The following is an 18,219-nucleotide window of genomic DNA, read 5'->3' on the forward strand; positions in this document are numbered from 1 at the left end:
ACGTGTTACTCACCCGTCCGCCGCTAAGCATCAGAGGTGCAAGCACCTCATCAACTCCGCTCGACTTGCATGTATTAGGCACGCCGCCAGCGTTCGTCCTGAGCCAGGATCAAACTCTCCATAAAAGAAGTTTTCAACGCGAGTTGAAAATCTTCAACTTTAGAGCATTTGTAGCTCATTTGAAACATTTATTCTGACAGTTTCGCTCGTTGTTCAGTTTTCAAAGAACAATTTCGACAACTTTTACATCTTATCACATGATGTTTAGTTGGTCAAGCTTTTATTTCGTGTTGCCGTTTCGTTCAGCGGCGACTTTTATAATATATCATAGGTGTTCATCACATTGCAAGCACTTTTTTAGATTTCTTTTAAGTTGCTTTTACTGCTCCCTTTCACCTTAAAGGCGAGGAGTTCAATTTAACATAAACAAGTTCCCGCGTCAACCCAAGTTCCATCTGAATCAATCCTCAATAACAAAGATAAAGATGAGCCAGTAAAGGCATCATGCCCTTCTCCGGCTCATCTTTTAGAACAGTGCCATACGCAATCCAGCAATAAGGACAATACCTGGCAAACCTAATACCATAACTGTACCAATCGTTGCAGGGTTAAGCGGAATTTCCCAACCGCTAAGCAAACCCGAATAATTGATGGCGTACAGGCCCAGCGCAGCGATAACAATATGAATAGCAAACCTGCGGAGCCATTCGAACGAAGGCTTGGCACGAATCACAACGAATAGCAACGTAGCGGAAGAAAGAATTAAGATTCCTGTTAGTACAATTGTCATTATCGAATATCACCTGCTGACCACGCAGGCCAATCCACACCTTGGATTGCCTTCGCTTTTCGAATTAGCATGACGTAACGTTGCTCAGCTGCCTTAAGGTGATAAATCGCATATTCCACTTCATCCGGTTCAACGACATAATTGAAGAATCGACAGGCGTTATGCCACCCCTTACGTGCATCTTCGACGTCTTTCTTCAACTGCCATATCTCATCCGGTACAAATTTCGTTCTCCCTGCCTCCGCAGTTTTTGTCAGCTTTCTAAAATTAAACCAATTCGCAAGCGTACGCATCTCACTTCCCCCTCGCTCGTCCACTCTCTCATACCACATTCTTATGTCGCAGGAGTTGCCCCTAGAACGCGTGGAGGACGAGGGTATATAGAAAAAGCCGACCACCCTGTGAAAGGTGATCGGCTACTTACGCTTCATTAGGTACTAATTTAATTCCCTACGTCCCTCTAATGCCTTAGATAAAGTTACCTCATCCGCATATTCAAGATCCCCACCAACCGGCAACCCGTGGGCAATACGCGTTACACGAATGCCAAACGGCTTGACCAATCTTGAAAGATACATCGCGGTCGCTTCACCCTCAATATTCGGATTGGTCGCCATGATAAGTTCTTGAACCCGTTCATCACTTAATCGCTGCAGGAGCTCAGCTACCCGAATTTGGTCCGGACCAATCCCCTCCATTGGGGATATCGCCCCTTGAAGAACATGATAATAACCCGTGAATTCTTTCGTACGCTCCATTGCAACCAAGTCCTTAGATTCCTGAACGACGCAGATTACCGCATGGTCGCGGCTCTTATCTTGGCAAATCCGGCATGGGTCGACGTCCGTAATATTGCAGCATACTGAACAATAATGAAGGTTCCGCTTTACACTCACTAGCGCCTTAGCAAAGTCAATAACATCATCCTCCTGCATCCGCAGGACATGAAAGGCTAAACGCGCAGCCGTTTTAGGGCCAATGCCGGGAAGTCGAGTGAACGCATCGATCAATTTGGCTATCGGCTCGGGATAATACATGAGCATTCAACCCCTCTCAACAACAAACGACCCGCCGGACGCATACTGCGAATCCGACAGGCCGATTTCATAAATACAGCCTTGCTAACTTATGCTTAGAACAGGCCTGGGATTTTCATGCCGCCTGTGTATTTGCCCATATCTTCGTTTGCCAACTCTTCAGCTTTAGCCAACGCATCGTTAACTGCCGTAATAACGAGGTCTTGCAGCATTTCGATATCTTCTGGGTCTACTACTTCTGGTTTGATCACAATAGAAAGAACTTGCTTGTGGCCATTAACTTTAACATTAACAACGCCGCCACCAGCCGATCCTTCGATTACTTTCGTGCCCAGCTCTTCCTGTGCCTTAAGCATTTGTTCTTGCATCTTCTTCACTTGTTTCATCATATGTTGCATGTTTGTCATAACAATCACCTCACGGAAAATGTATGTTGCTCACGATTTCTAGTCCTGCTTTAATTCAACAAGCTGATCGCCAAACATTTTATACGCCTCTTCAACCCATTCCGGTTTTGAAGCAGTCCCTGATTCATCATCCATTCGAAGTTCCAATGGCTCGCCAGCCGCTTCTGGGGCACCATTCTCTGATGCCGCTTGCCAATCTTTCACCATAACAGTAGCCAGCTTCACAGGACGACCAAACACCGAATGAAGCACTTGTTCGATCAATTCACGGTTAGCCGGCTTCTCCGTTGTTTCCCGATGCATCATGCTCTTAAACGCGACGAGCACGGTGTCATCTGCAGCAGAGACAGGATCCCCGTCCACTAACCAGGCGTGAACAGTAATCTTCGTTTCCTTCACGCGCTGCAGCAATTCGCCCCAACGCATTCGGATTTGATTAATCGCCTGCCCATTAGCAACTGCAACGAATGGCTCAAGCTTTGGTTTTGCAATTGCACCCAAACCGCCCCCACCCGAAGCTCCAAAGCCTCCCCGGGAACCGGAATTTCGCCGTACGGCTCCATTGCCGCTTGCCGCCGATGCTGATCCAGCTTCGGTGCCGCCTGCTGCCACACCGCTGCGAAGCAGTTGATCAAGCTTCTTCTCCAGTGCCTCCACTTGGCGTTGAAGCTTTGCCACCTCTTCGCCTCCAGCACCAGGCGAAGCCTGAGCTCCACTAGCAGCAGCTCCCGCATTGCGCGCAGATGCATCACTCGATTCACTCAGCGTACAGAGCTTCATAAGCGCTACTTCAAATAATGTTTGAGGCTGCAGAGCATATTTCATATCTGCTTGATAGCGATTGAGCACATCGATCATAACAAACAGCCGCTCTGTACTGAATCCATCTGCCATCTCACGGAACCGACTGTCGTCAACGATGCGCTCCGTCGCCGCGCCGCTCTGGGGAGCAAGCTTAAGAACAAGCAGATCGCGGAAATAGTAAATGAAGTTTTCCATACATTTCTCAGCGCTTTTGCCTGCTTGCATTAAACCTTCAACTAAGGGCAGCACAGCCCCAGAGTTACGATCCCTCACCGCCTCAGCAAGCTTAGCGAATTGCTCGGCTGCTAATCCACCTGTTACATCCACTGCGCCTTCAAGCGTAATACGCTCTCCGCCGAATGCGGCAGACTGTTCAAGCAAGCCAATTGCATCGCGCATCCCGCCTTCGGATAGGCGTGCAATATACGCTAGTGCTTCTTCGTCAGCCTCAATGCCTTCCTCCTGGCAGATTAGCCGTAACCGCTCTGTTTGTTCCTCTAAGGAAACCTGGCGGAAATCAAATCGCTGGCACCGCGATATGATCGTTGGCGGAAGTTTGTGCGGTTCAGTTGTTGCAAGGATGAAAATGACATGTCCCGGCGGCTCCTCCAACGTTTTGAGCAAAGCGTTGAATGCCTCTGTCGTAAGCATGTGCACTTCATCAATAATATACACTTTATAGCGAACCTCGGACGGGGCATAACGGACTTTATCACGAATATCGCGAATTTCATCAATGCCCCTATTGGAAGCGGCATCAATCTCGACGACATCCATTACCGTGCCCGCTGTAATCCCTAGACATGCGTCACATTCATTGCATGGTTCCGGCGCCGGTCCGCGTTCACAGTTAACCGCTTTGGCCAATATCTTGGCTGCACTGGTCTTGCCTGTTCCGCGCGGTCCATTAAACAGATAGGCGTGTGAGACACGGTCCTCACGAATCGCATTCTGTAACGTCCGGATAATATGCCGCTGTCCGACCATGTCATGGAACGTCTGGGGACGCCAGGCTCTATATAAGGCTATGTGAGACATGGGGACCCATCCTTTCTGCAATGACATTTCGATCCGATTATACCATTATACACGAACCTCCGTGGCAAAAAAACAAGCATTATGCAGACTCTTGCCGCTCTATCATCTAATTGGGAGACATTGCGAGCATACAAAAAAACCGGCCTATGCGGAGTGGCTACTGCCATTACTCCACACAGCCGATTTGGCGGATGCATGTTATAGGAACCGTGCACCTGCCCCCGATCCATGCGACCCGGGTGGCACCCTTGCACTTCAACTCGAGCCAGGCACTCCTCCAACACATGAACTAACCTGCTTACGGCTGCTTCCTTCCGGACCTGACCGGGTTCACAGACGTCCATTGCGGAGGACCCAACTGTCAACATTGATTGCAAATACCAAACCCCGCATCAGCATAACCTCAGGCAGGAATTCAACCTCGCTACAGCGGATTGCGAGTTACAGGGCACCGCTACCTCCCCGTCTAGCACGGTAGAACTAAGTATAGCCCATTCAAAGACAAAGCGCAACCTTCATGCGGCTGTTCCCTCATCATTCCTTCAATGGGTTACCGTTACATGCACGTCGTAGCGAGGCATATTGTGCTGTACGACTGCCGTTGCATCTGATTGCAATTTCGCTCGCTCTGCAGCACTCAACGCAGGGTCCGGATCAATCCGTACATGCATGGATGAACCATCAATCGTGACACGGCTGCGGCGAATCCCCTTGATTCCGCGAAGCTTCTCATCTACAAAATCAGTGTCACTCTTAATCGTTAAGCTGTTCGGAGAGTTCGGCAGATTAGGATTCGTGTTAGTCAGGCCCATGTAGCCATCATGGCCATAATTTTGCACCTTCATCTTATTGTCATACTTGCCGCTCCCTCCACCACAGCCAGCAGCAGCCATCATCACCGTAACCACTAGAGCGCTCATCAATAAGTAACGTCTCGGCCTTGTTTGGCTTATCTGGCGGGAATGCGCAATCAATAAACGCAACATAACAAAAAACCTCCCTCTAGACCATAGGATGGCTGAGGGAGGCTGTTGTATTCTGCCAATTTTAAACAGAATATTAGATACCGTATTTCTTTTTGAACTTGTCCACACGGCCGCCGGCATCGATAAATTTCTGTTTGCCAGTGAAGAACGGGTGGCATACGGAACAGATCTCGACACGAAGATTCGATTTGATCGAACCAGTCTCGAACGTGTTGCCGCAAGCGCACGTTGCCGTCGTTACGTGGTACGTCGGATGAATACCTTGTTTCATCGCGTTCACCTCTTTCCGCCCTGGATTACATGCGAATCCAGAGTAAATTGCACAGACAACGTGATTATAGCATGGTCCATTCGAAATATGCAATGAAATCTGTCGCCTGCGGTGATGCCAAAACATGCGAATATGATTTAACGAACGCGGCGCAACTGCCCAGGCGGCACGTGCGTGTAAGAACCGATGACGACATCTGGCAATTCCTCACGGAAAATATCCATCATTTGCTTCATGCCATAAATCTCGCCCTGCGCTTTCGGAATAAGCTCTAGATAGCTTTCAGGGTCGATATTCAAATTGCGCATCTGAATGAGCTTAAGGCCTGTCCGTTTGGCAAATCCGATCATTGCCTCAATCTCCTCTTCCCGGTCCGTTACGCCTGGGAAAATGAGATAGTTAATCGAGGTATATACACCTTTGTCCGTCGCGTATTTGAGCGATTTTTCCACGTTTGCAAGCGTATAACCACGCGGCTTGTAATAGGCATTATAATGATCATCAAGCGCACTAATCGTACTGACACGCATCAAATCCAGCCCAGCATCTACAATTCCACGGATATGGTCAGATAAACCAGCGTTGGTATTAATATTGATGTACCCCATTGAAGTTTGGCTGCGAACTTCTTTGATCGCGTCTATGATAATCTTCGCTTGTGTAGATGGCTCACCCTCGCAACCTTGGCCAAAGCTGATGATCGCATCCGGCGTAATCAACTGCTCCAACATTACCTGGACAACCTCGTCGACGGTAGGCTTGAAATTCATGCGAGTCTGGGGCGCTACGAATCCACTGTCCTCAGGCTGTTCCGAAATACATCCGTAGCATCCCGCGTTACACGAGAAAGATACAGGCACCGCGCCTTCCCAGCGCTGCAAAAAAGTATTGGAAGAAGTAAGGCATTCGTAACCTAACGCACAATTGGACAAATGTTTATATAACCGATTGTCTGGATAACGATTAATTAACTGGTCCACTTTCACACGCAGCTCTTTGCGGTCACAATTGAGAGGATTCCAACGTTCCGGATCATCGGTCGGCTGTGCCGCTACATAAAACTGCCCATCTTTCCAAACAACCGCTGTGTATCCGAACAGTGGAAATTTCTCATTCTTGTTCGTTTTAACATACGAAGGGATATTCAACCGGGTATAACCTTGAGGCAGCAACGCCCCTACAGCTTGAACTTCTCCCGGCAGTACAGCCATCTCGCCTTTCTTAGGGTCAAAGCCAATTGGACGCGTATGTGGCAGCCCAACTAGCGTGGCGCCATCTGGAAGCGGAATCAACTCATCTTCCATCAGCTCCACAGCCATATCGCCGCTTCGCCCTAGACCTATCCATGTCGGATGATCAAATACGTTGCCGTCGGCGTCTGCATATACGAGATTCATGGTGTCCTCCTAAAAATAAATACATTTACAAATCGGCATCAATCCCGCGACAATGCTGTCGAACGGGCTGCTGGGCGCCTGCCCGAATTTGAGCCGCTATTGCTGTTGCTATTCGTTCCTGCCGCGCTATTGCTGCTGCCGCCGTTAGGCGCTCCTGGGAAAGATGATGTGTCTAATGACATCAGGAACTCCTCGTTCGTTTTCGAATCCGCAAGTTTCTTCAGGAAGCTGTCTACGAACTCCATAGAGTCATTCATGCTCTTGCGAATCGCCCACACTTTATCCAGCTCTTCCTTGGACAAAAGCATTTCCTCGCGGCGCGTTCCGGAGCGGCGAATGTCGAGTGCAGGGAAGATCCGGCGTTCCGCCAAACGGCGGTCCAGGTGCAGTTCCATATTGCCCGTGCCTTTAAACTCCTCATAAATCACATCATCCATCCGGGAGCCCGTCTCGATCAGTGCGGTTGCGAGAATCGTCAGGCTGCCGCCTTCTTCCACATTTCGCGCGGAACCGAAAAATCGCTTCGGACGATGAAAGGCCGCTGGATCGATACCACCGCTCAGCGTTCGGCCTGATGGCGGAATAACAAGGTTGTATGCGCGCGCTAAGCGCGTAATGCTATCGAGCAAAATCACAACGTCTTTCTTACTCTCTACAAGCCGAAGCGCTCTCTCAAGCACAAGCTCAGCTACTTTGATATGGTTTTCTGGCAATTCATCGAAGGTCGATGCAACTACTTCACCTTTGACCGAGCGCTGCATATCTGTAACTTCCTCAGGCCGTTCATCTATAAGCAATACGAATAATTCAATGTCGGGATGATTAGCTGAGATACTATTCGCAATTTCTTTGAGAAGCAATGTTTTACCCGCTTTGGGCGGCGCCACAATTAAACCACGCTGTCCGAGTCCGACCGGTGCAAGCAAATCCATTATGCGTGTCGAGAGCTTGTTAGGGGCCATTTCTAGTACCAATTTCTTCTCTGGGAAAAGAGGAGTAAGCGCGGGAAAGTGAAGGCGTTCTGCAGCAGTTTCAGGGTTTTCTCCATTCACGGCATTAACTTGCAGCAAACCATAGTACCGTTCATTCTCTTTAGGAGGACGGCATTTGCCAGAAACCAAATCTCCGGACCGAAGGTCAAACCTACGAATTTGGGATTGCGAAATGTAGATATCTTCATTACTGCTGGCGTAGTTAATTGGCCGTAAAAACCCAAAGCCATCCGGCAGAATATCCAGTATTCCTTGCATGAAGAAAAATCCACTCTTCTCCGCTTGCGCTCGCAGGATCGCGAAAATGAGTTCTTTTTTCTTAAATTGACCGTAATAAGGGATCTGGTACTGTTTAGCCAACTTGTACAGATCGGTCAACTTCATCTCTTCCAGATCGTTGATCTGAAGATCCGTCATATTCTCACCACACTATTATATTTTGCTTACCAGCATTGCCCGAAACGGCGGACCCTATTCCGCCTCAGACGAAATCAGTACCGCCGTTCCCTGCAATGATCGACTTTCGTTATACGGTCTCGCGCCAAATATCTGCTCCAAGCCGGCGCAAATTGTCTACGAGATTGTCATAGCCACGATCGATATATTCTACACCCGTCACTTCGGTAATTCCTTCTTTAACCGTCAAGCCTGCAATAACAAGCGCCGCACCCGCGCGCAGATCTGTCGCATGCACTTTGGCTGCACTAAGCGGTCCGCCTTCAATGATAGCTGAACGGCCTTCCAATCGAATGTTCGCACCCATCATCGCAAGCTCCGGCACATGCTTAAAACGATTGCCGTAGATGTAGTCGGAGAGCACGCTGACTCCCTTAGCTTGCGTAAGAAGGCTCGTCATTGGCGATTGTAGATCAGTCGCAAAACCAGGATACACGAGCGCCTTTAGGTCAACCGCTTCATAGGGCTGGTCGCCCCCGACAATTCGAATCGCATCGTCCAATTCATCGACTGTCGCACCCATCTCACGAAGCTTGGCCGTAACCGCCTCCATATGTTTCGGAATGACGCCTTCCACGGTAACGTTGCCACGTGTTGCAGCAGCCATAATCATATATGTGCCCGCCTGAATGCGGTCTGGAATAATAGAATGCCGGCAGCCGTGCAGCCGTTCAACACCTTCGATGCGAATGGTCTCCGTGCCAGCCCCTTTAATCTTAGCCCCCATGGCGTTAAGAAGTGTAGCAACATCTATAATTTCAGGCTCTTTCGCCGCATTCTCGATAATGGTAGAGCCTTTGGCCCTTGCAGCCGCCAGCATAATATTAATCGTTGCGCCTACACTGACAATATCCAGATAAATCTTCGCACCGCGAAGCTCCTTGGCCGAAATCCGCATAGCGCCATGCTCATTGGTTACCGTAGCACCCAGTGCTTCAAATCCTTTAATATGCTGATCGATTGGACGCGGCTCAAAGTTGCAGCCTCCCGGAAGCCCAATAACCGCTTCGCCAAACCTTCCGAGCAATGCACCCATCAAATAATACGAAGCCCGCAGCATCTTTACCTTTCCATTAGGCATAGCAGTAGAGACCAAATTCGAAGGATCGATACGCATCATATCTTCATGACGCTCTACTTTCGCTCCGAGATCCCGCAAAATCTCACTATATACGGCAACATCGCTTATCGCAGGCAAATTATCGAGCGTTACTTCTGTTTCTGCCAATATTGCAGCGGGAAGCAGCGCAACTGCACTGTTCTTGGCTCCGCTAATTTGAACTTCACCATGAAGCGGCCGACCACCGCGGATCATCAATTTCTCCATGCCTTAACCGATTCCTCCCCGTCAAAAGCGAACAAATAATCGAGCTTCAGCAGCCAATTATTGCACTAAACTCCCATGAATACGGCGAATCTCTCCCCTCGAACCGCATGCGGTCCAATATGGGAGAGACTGTCGCACATGCGTAAAGATGAGGTAAACGCCTCATCTTCGCAGGAGCATAGCTCCATATGGCCAAGCCGCCCTAAACGGGCGGTCATCGATTTCTTTATTCGGACGTTACGCTAAAAATTGCTGCTACCAATCAGACGGTTCTATCCCCAACAACTACTTGTCATCCTGCGCTATTATACCACACCGCGCCCACGTATAGTAAATGGATTGTCCGCTAAACAAAAAAAGGGACCCGTAAGGTTAGGTCCCTATCGCATAACGATTCGTTTGGTCACCTCGCAGCTGGCTGTTCACCGCTAAGCGCATCTCATCAATATCAAACGGTTTTGTAAAATGCATCAGTGCTCCCAAGTCAGTCGCTTCCTTAATGATATCCAGCTCACCATACGCTGTCATCATAATGACTTTAATATCAACGTCAATCGCCTTAATGTGCCGCAGAATTTCAAGCCCATCCATTCCCGGAATCTTCATATCAAGCAGCACAAGATCCGGTTTTTCCAATCGAACGATTTCCAAAGCGAGCTTACCGTTAGATGCTTGGAAAGTCGAGTATCCCTCGCTACTGAACACTTCCATCAGTAAGACGCGAATGCCATTCTGGTCATCGACAATCAACACTTTGTTCTTCTCCACCATATAACCTCCCATGAACACCACGATCGCCCAGCCTTGGACGTACCCGACAGTCGTTAAATATATTCGCATATGTATCCATAATTTCCTGCATCTTTATCAAAAAAAGGAATTACATGTCTTGTCAGATATTGGCGATAACTCCACAAGCTCAATTCCCACCCTTAATCACTACCCAAACAAGCACCTTCCTTAATCACCCTTTTTAGAGACAAATTTAAAAAAAATCCCTGTTTCTCGTAAGTTGAGAAACAGGGATGGATTCCATTACTGTTGTTCTGCGAAATTCAATGCTGCGCTTACGAAGCCACGGAACAACGGTTGAGGGCGGTTCGGGCGCGACGTGAACTCTGGATGGAATTGGACAGCCAAGAACCAAGGGTGCTCAGGCAATTCAACCATCTCAATCAAGCGGCCGTCAGGCGAAGTGCCCGAGAAGACCAAGCCGCGCGATTCCAATTGCTCCCGGTACTCGTTGTTAAACTCATACCGATGGCGGTGGCGCTCGTACACGAGCTCATCGCCGTATGCTTTCATGCCAACGGAGCCTGGAACGAGCTTACAAGGATACAGGCCCAGGCGCATCGTACCGCCAAGATCCTCGATATCCTTCTGCTCTGGCAGCAAATCGATGACAGGGTATGGCGTGGACGGATTGATCTCCGAGCTGTTCGCGTCCAACAGGCCGCCAACGTTACGGGCGAACTCAATTACAGCAACTTGCATGCCGAGGCAAATGCCGAAGAACGGCGTGCCGCTCTCGCGGGCATATTTGATAGCTGTAATCTTGCCCTCGATGCCACGGTCGCCAAATCCGCCTGGCACTAGAATGCCGTGAACGCCACGCAGTTGTTCAGCTACGTTGCTCTCCGTCAATTCTTCTGCATTCACCCAACGGATCTTAACGTCAGAATCAGCAGCAATGCCTGCATGGCCGAGCGATTCCACAATCGATAGATACGCATCGTGAAGCGCAACGTACTTGCCGACGATGGCGATTTCAGTCGTTTTGTGCAACGACTTCACACGTTGAACGAGTTGTTCCCATTCCTTCATGTCTGGCGGCGTCGTCGTCAATTTCAAATGGTTAACGACGATATCGTCCAGCCCTTGCTCGCGAAGCATCAGCGGCACTTCATACAGTGTCGATGCATCACGGCACTCCACAACTGCATTCGCATCAACGTCCGTAAATTGTGCAATTTTGCGTTTTAGATCGTCAGCCATTGGATGCTCTGTACGGCAAACGATGACGTTCGGCTGAATGCCGATGCTGCGTAATTCCTTCACGCTGTGCTGCGTCGGTTTCGTCTTCACTTCACCTGCTGCTTTGATGTAAGGAATCAACGTTACATGGATGTACATGACGTTATCGCGGCCGATGTCGCTCTTGATTTGGCGGATCGCTTCCAAATAAGGCAAGCTCTCGATATCGCCTACCGTACCGCCAATTTCCGTAATAACAACATCCGAACCCGCTTCCTTGCCTGCGCGGAAAACACGATCCTTGATTTCATTCGTAATATGCGGGATAACTTGCACCGTGCCGCCCAAGTATTCGCCGCGGCGTTCTTTCGTAATAACGGTGGAATAGATTTTGCCTGTCGTTACGTTGCTGTTCTTCGAAAGATTAATATCAATGAAACGCTCATAATGGCCAAGGTCAAGGTCCGTCTCAGCACCGTCATCGGTAACGAATACCTCGCCGTGCTGATACGGGCTCATCGTTCCCGGGTCAACGTTAATATAAGGGTCAAACTTTTGGATCGTTACTTTCAGGCCACGATTCTTCAGCAGCCTGCCAAGTGATGCAGCCGTAATGCCCTTACCTAAGGACGACACGACGCCGCCAGTTACAAAAATGTATTTAGTCACTGTACCAATACCCTCCAAGCTCCTATGTTAATGTTTAGGTTTGCCTATTGTTGCCGTATTCAGTGGTGCACACCGACATGGAGTGCCTTCCAATTTGTGGAGCGGCCATCTCGTCCTTCTGGCAAAAAAGGTTTCGCCGTCCGATAACGGACGGCGTCCTGAGTAGAAAGGAAGTTAAATGGCAAAATAAAAAAAGTGACACCCGTGTCCACGGGGCACTTTAGATCTAAAGTATACGGATTATTAGCGAGAATAAGCCGGACAAGTAGTCCAAATGTTACAAATTTCTTATTCCGCAATCAGAAGCCCATGCAATAGTTTACCCGCTCGCGGTAAGCCTGTCAAGTAAAGTCCATGACTAAAAAAGCTCCGCTGTTCCCAAATGGAACATGCGGAGCCTCTGCCAATCATTCGCTTATTTGTCGTCGCCTTCATCATCGTCTTGATCGTCGTCGAAGTCTTCATCCTCATCGTCGCCTTCATCACCCTCAGCGTCCGAATCTTCTTCGATCTCTTCTTCGTCAATGACTTCCTCATCAACTTCGGCTTCTTCTTCGCCTTCTTCGAATCCTTCACGATCCTCATCGTATGAATCGTAATCTTCCTCGTCCGGCGTGTACGCCTCTTCTTCCTCGTCCGCGTAGATATCCTCGTCGTCCAGATCGTCGTCATCATTAATAATGCGAGGGCGCTTCGCATTCGTAACCGGATCTTCATTACGTTCAACCGGATACCAGCGTTTCAGTCCCCAGTTATTGTTACCGACGCAGGCAAATCGCCCGTCGATGTTGATTTCCGTATATACTTGCGCAATTACATCATTGATTTTCTCCGGATCCAACTCGCGAATCTTAGCGATCTCCATCATCATGTCCCGATAGTACATCGGCGTGTTGGTCGCTTTCAGCACTTCGAAAGCCAAGTCCACCATTGGCATTTCCTGAATGCGTTCGCGGTCCCATTTTGCGGCGAAATCGATGCTCATACTGACCCATCCTCCCGTGCTACTTCAATAGCAAAAATGCCGTTCATATACGATTGTTACCGTATCAACCTATAGTAAAACCTATTTCCCTTAAAAATGCAAGCTTATAGGCTTGTCCGTGCGCAAAAAGCGAAGGGCAAATCCCCTTCGCTCTGACTGTATCCTTCCGGATTGGATGTTTCCATCCGCCTGCCGGGCCGGCGGGAGCCTTCGCGGGGCTCTTACATCATCGTATGTCTTTCTCCGCTTTTTGACACGGTTTCAAGCCTAATTATATGAAAAAAGGCAACTTGCTCATGCAGCGCTCGACGCTCGTTCATACAATACTGCAGCATCGTCGTCGGGAGGGGACCCGTAATTTGGACACCACCGCTTTTCTCCGTTGGCTGCAGGGCATGATGACCGAGAAGAACGTGAGCCACAAAAAGAGAATCATTCGGTTCCAACACAGCCAAGACTTTCGCCGTTTCGTGCATGAGTGGTCAGAAATGAAGGCATCGGTCTCGTCGCTGCAGTCGGTCAGGCAGATGGGCATTATTCAGGCGATCTCCTGCCCGATTCCCGACGACCAGCCTCATCGCCGGTTCGATGGCCGCGTCTGGGTGGAAACCGACCAGCGTGTCCGCATTCACACAGCAACCCAGCGGGCATCAGCTCCGGACAAAGGCATTCCTTGGGGCGTATCCAACATTAAGGCCCCACAAGCATGGAGCACGACAACCGGCCACAAAATTAAAATCGGCGTCGTCGACACCGGCGTTGATTTTAGCCATCCCGATTTGCGCCAGTCGCTCGCACGGGGCATCAATCTGCTCAATCGCAGCTTGCTGCCGCATGACGACAACGGCCATGGCACGCATATCGCTGGCACAATCGCTGCGGCCAATCAATTACAAGGGATGATCGGCGTAGCGCCTCGCTCCTCCATCCATCCCATTAAAGCGTTCGACCATAACGGAAGCGCCTATGTCTCCGATATTATACTCGCGATCGAGTGGTGCGTGCGTAATCGGATGAACATTATCAACATGAGCTTCGGCATGAAATCGCGAAGCAAGGCGTTGTTAAGCGCTGTGACGAACGCTGCGAACGCCGGCGTTATTATTGTTGCCTCATCCGGCAACGACGGCAAACGCCGCGCAATCGATTATCCTGCCCGCTACCCACAGACGATATCTGTCGGCGCTACGACACGCCTGCGGCGCATTGCGCCCTTCAGCAATCGCGGCATCTACATCGATATCTATGCACCTGGTGACAAAATCACTTCCGCTTGGCTAAAAGGCAAGTACCATGAGATGAGCGGCACGTCGATGGCAACCTCGCATGTAAGCGGCGCTGTAGCGCTGTTGCTCGCCAAGCACCCCGATTTAACACCGAGCGAAGTGAAAGCGATATTGCGGCGCTCTATGCAGCCACTCAAAGGCAAGCGTTCCCCTCGGGTAACCGGCGAGATCGACATCGCCAAAATGCTGCAGGTTTCAGACCGCTAGCTGCGGCGAACACATGAGTAGCCGAGTTGTATTTCGAAGCTCATTTCGACCGACGTAAAAAGCCAGGAGCACCCCGACGGGGCACTCCTGGCTTTGATTGTTTGCGGGAAGATTACATTCTCTCCGGCGCTGTAACGCCGACGAGCTTCAGCACGTTAGCGATGACGATACGTGTTGAGGCGAGCAAAGCAAGACGCGCTTGCGTCTGCTCGGCATCGTCTGTCATGACGCGCTCCGCTTTGTAATAGCTATGGAATTGCGCAGCCAGCTCATACACATAGCGGATAAGGCGATGCGGCGCATATTGCTCAGCTGCATCCGTAATTTCCTGCGGCAGCTCTCCGAGCTTGCGCAGCAGGTCATACTCTTGCTCAGTCTCCAGGCGGGACAGGTCAATATCAGACAGCGGGCGCATTGTGATCCCTTGCTCTTCAGCTTGGCGGAAAATGCTGCAAATCCGCGCATGCGCATACTGCACATAGAACACCGGATTTTCGTTCGATGTCGATACAGCGAGATCCATATCGAAATCCAGATGGGAGTCCATGCTGCGCATCGTAAAGAAGTAACGGATCGCATCGACGCCCACTTCATCCATCAGGTCTTCCATCGTTACCGCTTTGCCGGTCCGCTTGGACATTTTCACCTTCTCGCCGTCTTGGAACAGGCTGACCATCTGTGCGATGAGAACCGTAAGCTTGCCTGGATCGTTGCCGAGCGCCTCCATCGCCGCTTTCATCCGCGGAATATAGCCGTGGTGATCAGCGCCCCAAATGTTGATCAGGCGGTCATAGCCCCGGCCATACTTCACCCGATGATAAGCAATGTCCGGCGTCAAATACGTGTACGAGCCGTCATTTTTGACCAAAACGCGGTTCTTGTCGTCGCCGAATTGCATCGTGTTAAGCCACGTCGCACCTTCCTCTTCATACACATGCCCGGTTGCGCGCAGTGCATCCAGGCCTTGCTCAACTAACCCTTGCTCGTACAACGAGGTTTCGCTGTACCACAGGTCGAAGCCTACGCGGAAGCGGCCGAGGTCACGCTTGATTTTGTCCAGCTCGCGCTCCAAGCCGTATTGGCGGAAGAAGCTGAACCGCTCATCGTCAGGCAGCGACAGCAAGCGATCGCCCTCTTGCGTTGCCAGCTCTTGCGCAAAACCGACAATATCAGCGCCATGGTAGCCATCCTCCGGCATAACCGCCTCTTGCCCAAGCGCTTGCTTGTAGCGCGCTTCAATGGAGTACGCCAAGTTCTCTACCTGTTTGCCTGCGTCATTAATATAATATTCACGCGTCACTTCATGGCCTGCAAAATCAAGCACGTTGCACAGCGCATCGCCAACTGCCGCACCACGCGCATGCCCTAAGTGAAGGCTGCCCGTTGGATTGGCGCTTACGAATTCCACTTCCACGCGCTTGCCTGCACCTGCATTTACACGTCCATAGTTTTCACCCGCGGATAGCACTTCGGTTACAACAGGATACAGATAGCTTTTGTTCAAACGGAAGTTAATGAAGCCTGGGCCTGCAATCTCAGCCGATTCAATCGACGCCGATGCCGTGTCTAGGTTCGCAATAATCGCTTCCGCGATCTGGCGCGGATTGCGCTTCGCCAGCTTCGTCAGCTGCATCGCTGCATTCGTCGCGAGGTCGCCATGCGACTTGTCGCGCGGCACTTCAAGCACGAACGCCGGAAGCTCCTCTTGTGTTGCTAAGCCCGCGGTTACTACCGCATTAGCCAGCGCTGTTTTGACACTATCATATAACCGTTCAATCGCATTCGTCGCCATCGTTGATTCGTCCCCTTATCATACTGGATTAGATTATTGCTTAATTCCGTTCCGCCTGCAGCTTAATCTTAAACTGGCCGGTAAGCTCGCCATCGACATACATCTTATAATGCCACTCTAGCAGCATCGGGAGATCAGGCAGCAGCTCGCCATCGATAGGCTTGTCGCCTTCATGAGGCGGCTCTGCCCCGCTTCGCTCGCCATCGGTCCGCCAATTTCCACACTGCATCCACAACCACTCGGTGTCCGTCTCCATCTGAAACTGCACAAAAGGAGAAGCATAGCGCCCCGTTCGCCGCACGCCTGCTACGAAAGTTTGCTCCGAATCGACGAGCCCGCGCCTTGCAATATGCAATTCGCCGTCCCGCCAGCGAATGAGCGTCCGCGTTTCGCCCGCTTCCTCATCCGTCTCCGAATAACGGACGTAAACGGTACGGCCTTTGCGATACCATTCGCCATGAAAATGATGCTCTTGCTTCTCGCCTTCAATATCACTGCTTAAAATCAAGCGCACGCTCGCTTTATCCGTCAAATTCGGCACCTCCTTTCTGTACAAACTGATGGCCATCCCGTCACGCATGCCGCAAGGAAACAAAAACTCCGTCTCTTATAGGAAAGAGACGGAGTTATATCCGCGGTACCACTCTTCTGGCAGCATTCTTGCTATACGCAAAACGCGCTAGCTTGGCATGCTGCCTCTCGAACACGATAACGGCGTGACCGGGCTGCCCTACCCAGCGTACGCGTAATGCGCCGCCTTCAAGCCGCCGACTCCCGGGTGCGATTCCGCCGCGCGAATGCTGCCGGCTTCCACCACCCCGGCTCGCTGTCGCATTACCTCGCTGCGTACTATCCCGTTCAATGTCTGTAACATGATTGCATCTATTATATGCCATGAGCCGAAAAATGCAAATGCAAGGATTGAATTTTATTGCAGGTAAGGCACAATAACTTGCCACGCGCCAAGGCGATCCGCCAAGGTCCTCATTGCCTTCGTCGGAACAGGGCTTGTCGAAGGCAGCTTCAGGCAGTCGATCCGCTGAACGGACTGTAGCTTGCCAAAATGGCGCATGAACGTATCATGCGATTTACTGCCATTAAAGGCGATGCACCGAAGGTTCGGGTATTGTTCCAGCAACGCGGGGACATCGTTGACCACCTCATCCCGAATCGCAGCATCTAGGCTCCCCTCGCGCGTGCATGACTTTAAAACATCCCACATCGCGATATGATGCGATAGCGCAAAAGCAATCCTTTGCTCATACGCCTCATCCACCGTGTTTAATCCATGCAAGCCATATAGCACCCGCCACATGTAATTGCGAGGATTGCCATAATACTCGTTCACCGTCAATGAAGGCACGCCCGGCATGCTGCCAAGCACGAGTACACGCGATTGTTCATTGATTATAGGAGGAAATGAGTACACCGTTAGATCGTTAGCCTCCGGCGCCAGTTCCTTCTCCACTCCCGCTGCTGTTGTCAGTGCTGTTTGTGCTGTTTGTGCTGTCGGCACTGTCAGTTCTGACAGTTCTGTTGGTGTTGGCACTGCTGTTGTTTGGCGTTCCGCCGTATCGTTCGATTTCTTTGCACAACTCATACTGCCACTCCTGATCCTCTGTCATTGAAGCCATTAACGACATGTTATACAAATAAGCTAACCGCAGGCAATGGTCCGCATTTACATCTAGACAGTGTTCCATCTCCAACTTCTCCGTGTCAGTCAGCTTACGGCGCTTCTGGATAATGCGCAGCTCTGCCATCCGTTCATGAATAGGCATCAACTTCATATAGACACCAC

The 18,219-nt window shown here is 50.4% G+C and carries 18 protein-coding genes, 1 rRNA gene, 1 other RNA gene and 1 other annotated feature; of the genes, 1 reads left to right on the top strand and 19 read right to left on the bottom strand.

The genetic code is table 11. The features are described 5' to 3' along the window. The 15 genes from GON22_RS23445 to rpoE form a co-directional block, all read right to left on the bottom strand. Positions 1–125, bottom strand: a 16S ribosomal RNA gene (locus GON22_RS23445); the annotation flags it as partial. Between the two features lie 401 nt (positions 126–526). Further along, positions 527–790, bottom strand: coding sequence for a pro-sigmaK processing inhibitor BofA family protein (locus GON22_RS23450; RefSeq protein WP_160398524.1), 264 nt, complete (start codon positions 788–790; stop codon positions 527–529). After that, positions 790–1,083, bottom strand: coding sequence for a DUF2508 family protein (locus tag GON22_RS23455; RefSeq protein ID WP_160398525.1), 294 nt, complete (start codon positions 1,081–1,083; stop codon positions 790–792). The genes GON22_RS23450 and GON22_RS23455 overlap by 1 nt, the downstream gene beginning before the upstream one ends. Before the next feature lie 144 nt (positions 1,084–1,227). Beyond that, positions 1,228–1,827: a recombination mediator RecR gene (gene recR, locus GON22_RS23460; RefSeq protein WP_160398526.1), complete on the bottom strand. Its 600-nt coding sequence runs from the start codon at positions 1,825–1,827 to the stop codon at positions 1,228–1,230. Positions 1,828–1,922: 95 nt separating this feature from the next. Continuing rightward, the gene (locus GON22_RS23465) at positions 1,923–2,234 is read right to left on the bottom strand and encodes a YbaB/EbfC family nucleoid-associated protein (RefSeq protein WP_160398527.1); all 312 of its coding nucleotides are present in this window, start codon (positions 2,232–2,234) and stop codon (positions 1,923–1,925) included. Positions 2,235–2,273: 39 nt separating this feature from the next. Then, positions 2,274–4,076, bottom strand: a complete 1,803-nt coding sequence (gene dnaX, locus GON22_RS23470) for a DNA polymerase III subunit gamma/tau (protein WP_160398528.1) — start codon at positions 4,074–4,076, stop codon at positions 2,274–2,276. Between the two features lie 207 nt (positions 4,077–4,283). Then, positions 4,284–4,551, bottom strand: an RNA gene (ffs, locus tag GON22_RS23475) — signal recognition particle sRNA large type. A gap of 67 nt (positions 4,552–4,618) precedes the next feature. Beyond that, positions 4,619–5,062, bottom strand: a complete 444-nt coding sequence (locus tag GON22_RS23480; RefSeq protein WP_160398529.1) for a hypothetical protein — start codon at positions 5,060–5,062, stop codon at positions 4,619–4,621. Positions 5,063–5,135: 73 nt separating this feature from the next. Continuing rightward, the gene (rpmE, locus tag GON22_RS23485; protein WP_006039625.1) at positions 5,136–5,333 is read right to left on the bottom strand and encodes a 50S ribosomal protein L31; all 198 of its coding nucleotides are present in this window, start codon (positions 5,331–5,333) and stop codon (positions 5,136–5,138) included. A gap of 137 nt (positions 5,334–5,470) precedes the next feature. Next, positions 5,471–6,730 (bottom strand): radical SAM protein, encoded by a 1,260-nt coding sequence (locus GON22_RS23490; RefSeq protein WP_160398530.1) that lies wholly within the window; start codon positions 6,728–6,730, stop codon positions 5,471–5,473. A gap of 38 nt (positions 6,731–6,768) precedes the next feature. Continuing rightward, the gene (rho, locus tag GON22_RS23495) at positions 6,769–8,139 is read right to left on the bottom strand and encodes a transcription termination factor Rho (RefSeq protein ID WP_160398531.1); all 1,371 of its coding nucleotides are present in this window, start codon (positions 8,137–8,139) and stop codon (positions 6,769–6,771) included. Positions 8,140–8,248: 109 nt separating this feature from the next. Then, positions 8,249–9,505, bottom strand: coding sequence for a UDP-N-acetylglucosamine 1-carboxyvinyltransferase (locus tag GON22_RS23500; RefSeq protein WP_160398532.1), 1,257 nt, complete (start codon positions 9,503–9,505; stop codon positions 8,249–8,251). 372 nt (positions 9,506–9,877) lie between these two features. Continuing rightward, complete coding sequence (locus tag GON22_RS23505) at positions 9,878–10,273, bottom strand: response regulator (protein WP_336604361.1); 396 nt, start codon at positions 10,271–10,273, stop codon at positions 9,878–9,880. Positions 10,274–10,540: 267 nt separating this feature from the next. After that, a complete protein-coding gene (locus tag GON22_RS23510; RefSeq protein WP_160398533.1) occupies positions 10,541–12,148 on the bottom strand; it encodes a CTP synthase in 1,608 nt (535 codons plus the stop codon). Between the two features lie 415 nt (positions 12,149–12,563). After that, complete coding sequence (gene rpoE / locus GON22_RS23515; RefSeq protein ID WP_160398534.1) at positions 12,564–13,133, bottom strand: DNA-directed RNA polymerase subunit delta; 570 nt, start codon at positions 13,131–13,133, stop codon at positions 12,564–12,566. Between the two features lie 359 nt (positions 13,134–13,492). Between rpoE and GON22_RS23520 the strand changes: the two genes are divergently transcribed. After that, the gene (locus GON22_RS23520) at positions 13,493–14,626 is read left to right on the top strand and encodes a S8 family peptidase (protein ID WP_160398535.1); all 1,134 of its coding nucleotides are present in this window, start codon (positions 13,493–13,495) and stop codon (positions 14,624–14,626) included. Positions 14,627–14,738: 112 nt separating this feature from the next. Here the strand turns inward: GON22_RS23520 and argS are convergent, their stop codons facing one another. From argS to GON22_RS26290, 4 genes are all read right to left on the bottom strand, one after another. Then, positions 14,739–16,418: an arginine--tRNA ligase gene (argS, locus tag GON22_RS23525; protein ID WP_160398536.1), complete on the bottom strand. Its 1,680-nt coding sequence runs from the start codon at positions 16,416–16,418 to the stop codon at positions 14,739–14,741. A gap of 40 nt (positions 16,419–16,458) precedes the next feature. Next, complete coding sequence (locus tag GON22_RS23530) at positions 16,459–16,950, bottom strand: DUF1934 domain-containing protein (protein ID WP_160398537.1); 492 nt, start codon at positions 16,948–16,950, stop codon at positions 16,459–16,461. Positions 16,951–17,031: 81 nt separating this feature from the next. Further along, positions 17,032–17,289, bottom strand: a binding site (T-box leader). A 57-nt stretch (positions 17,290–17,346) separates the two neighbouring features. Next, positions 17,347–17,886 (bottom strand): DNA-deoxyinosine glycosylase, encoded by a 540-nt coding sequence (locus GON22_RS23535; RefSeq protein ID WP_336604360.1) that lies wholly within the window; start codon positions 17,884–17,886, stop codon positions 17,347–17,349. Further along, positions 17,858–18,208, bottom strand: a complete 351-nt coding sequence (locus GON22_RS26290) for a DUF7667 family protein (protein WP_237179323.1) — start codon at positions 18,206–18,208, stop codon at positions 17,858–17,860. The genes GON22_RS23535 and GON22_RS26290 overlap by 29 nt, the downstream gene beginning before the upstream one ends. Positions 18,209–18,219: the final 11 nt, after the last annotated feature.

This window comes from Paenibacillus sp. MMS18-CY102 (genome assembly GCF_009789195.1).
Taxonomy (GTDB): domain Bacteria; phylum Bacillota; class Bacilli; order Paenibacillales; family Paenibacillaceae; genus Paenibacillus_T.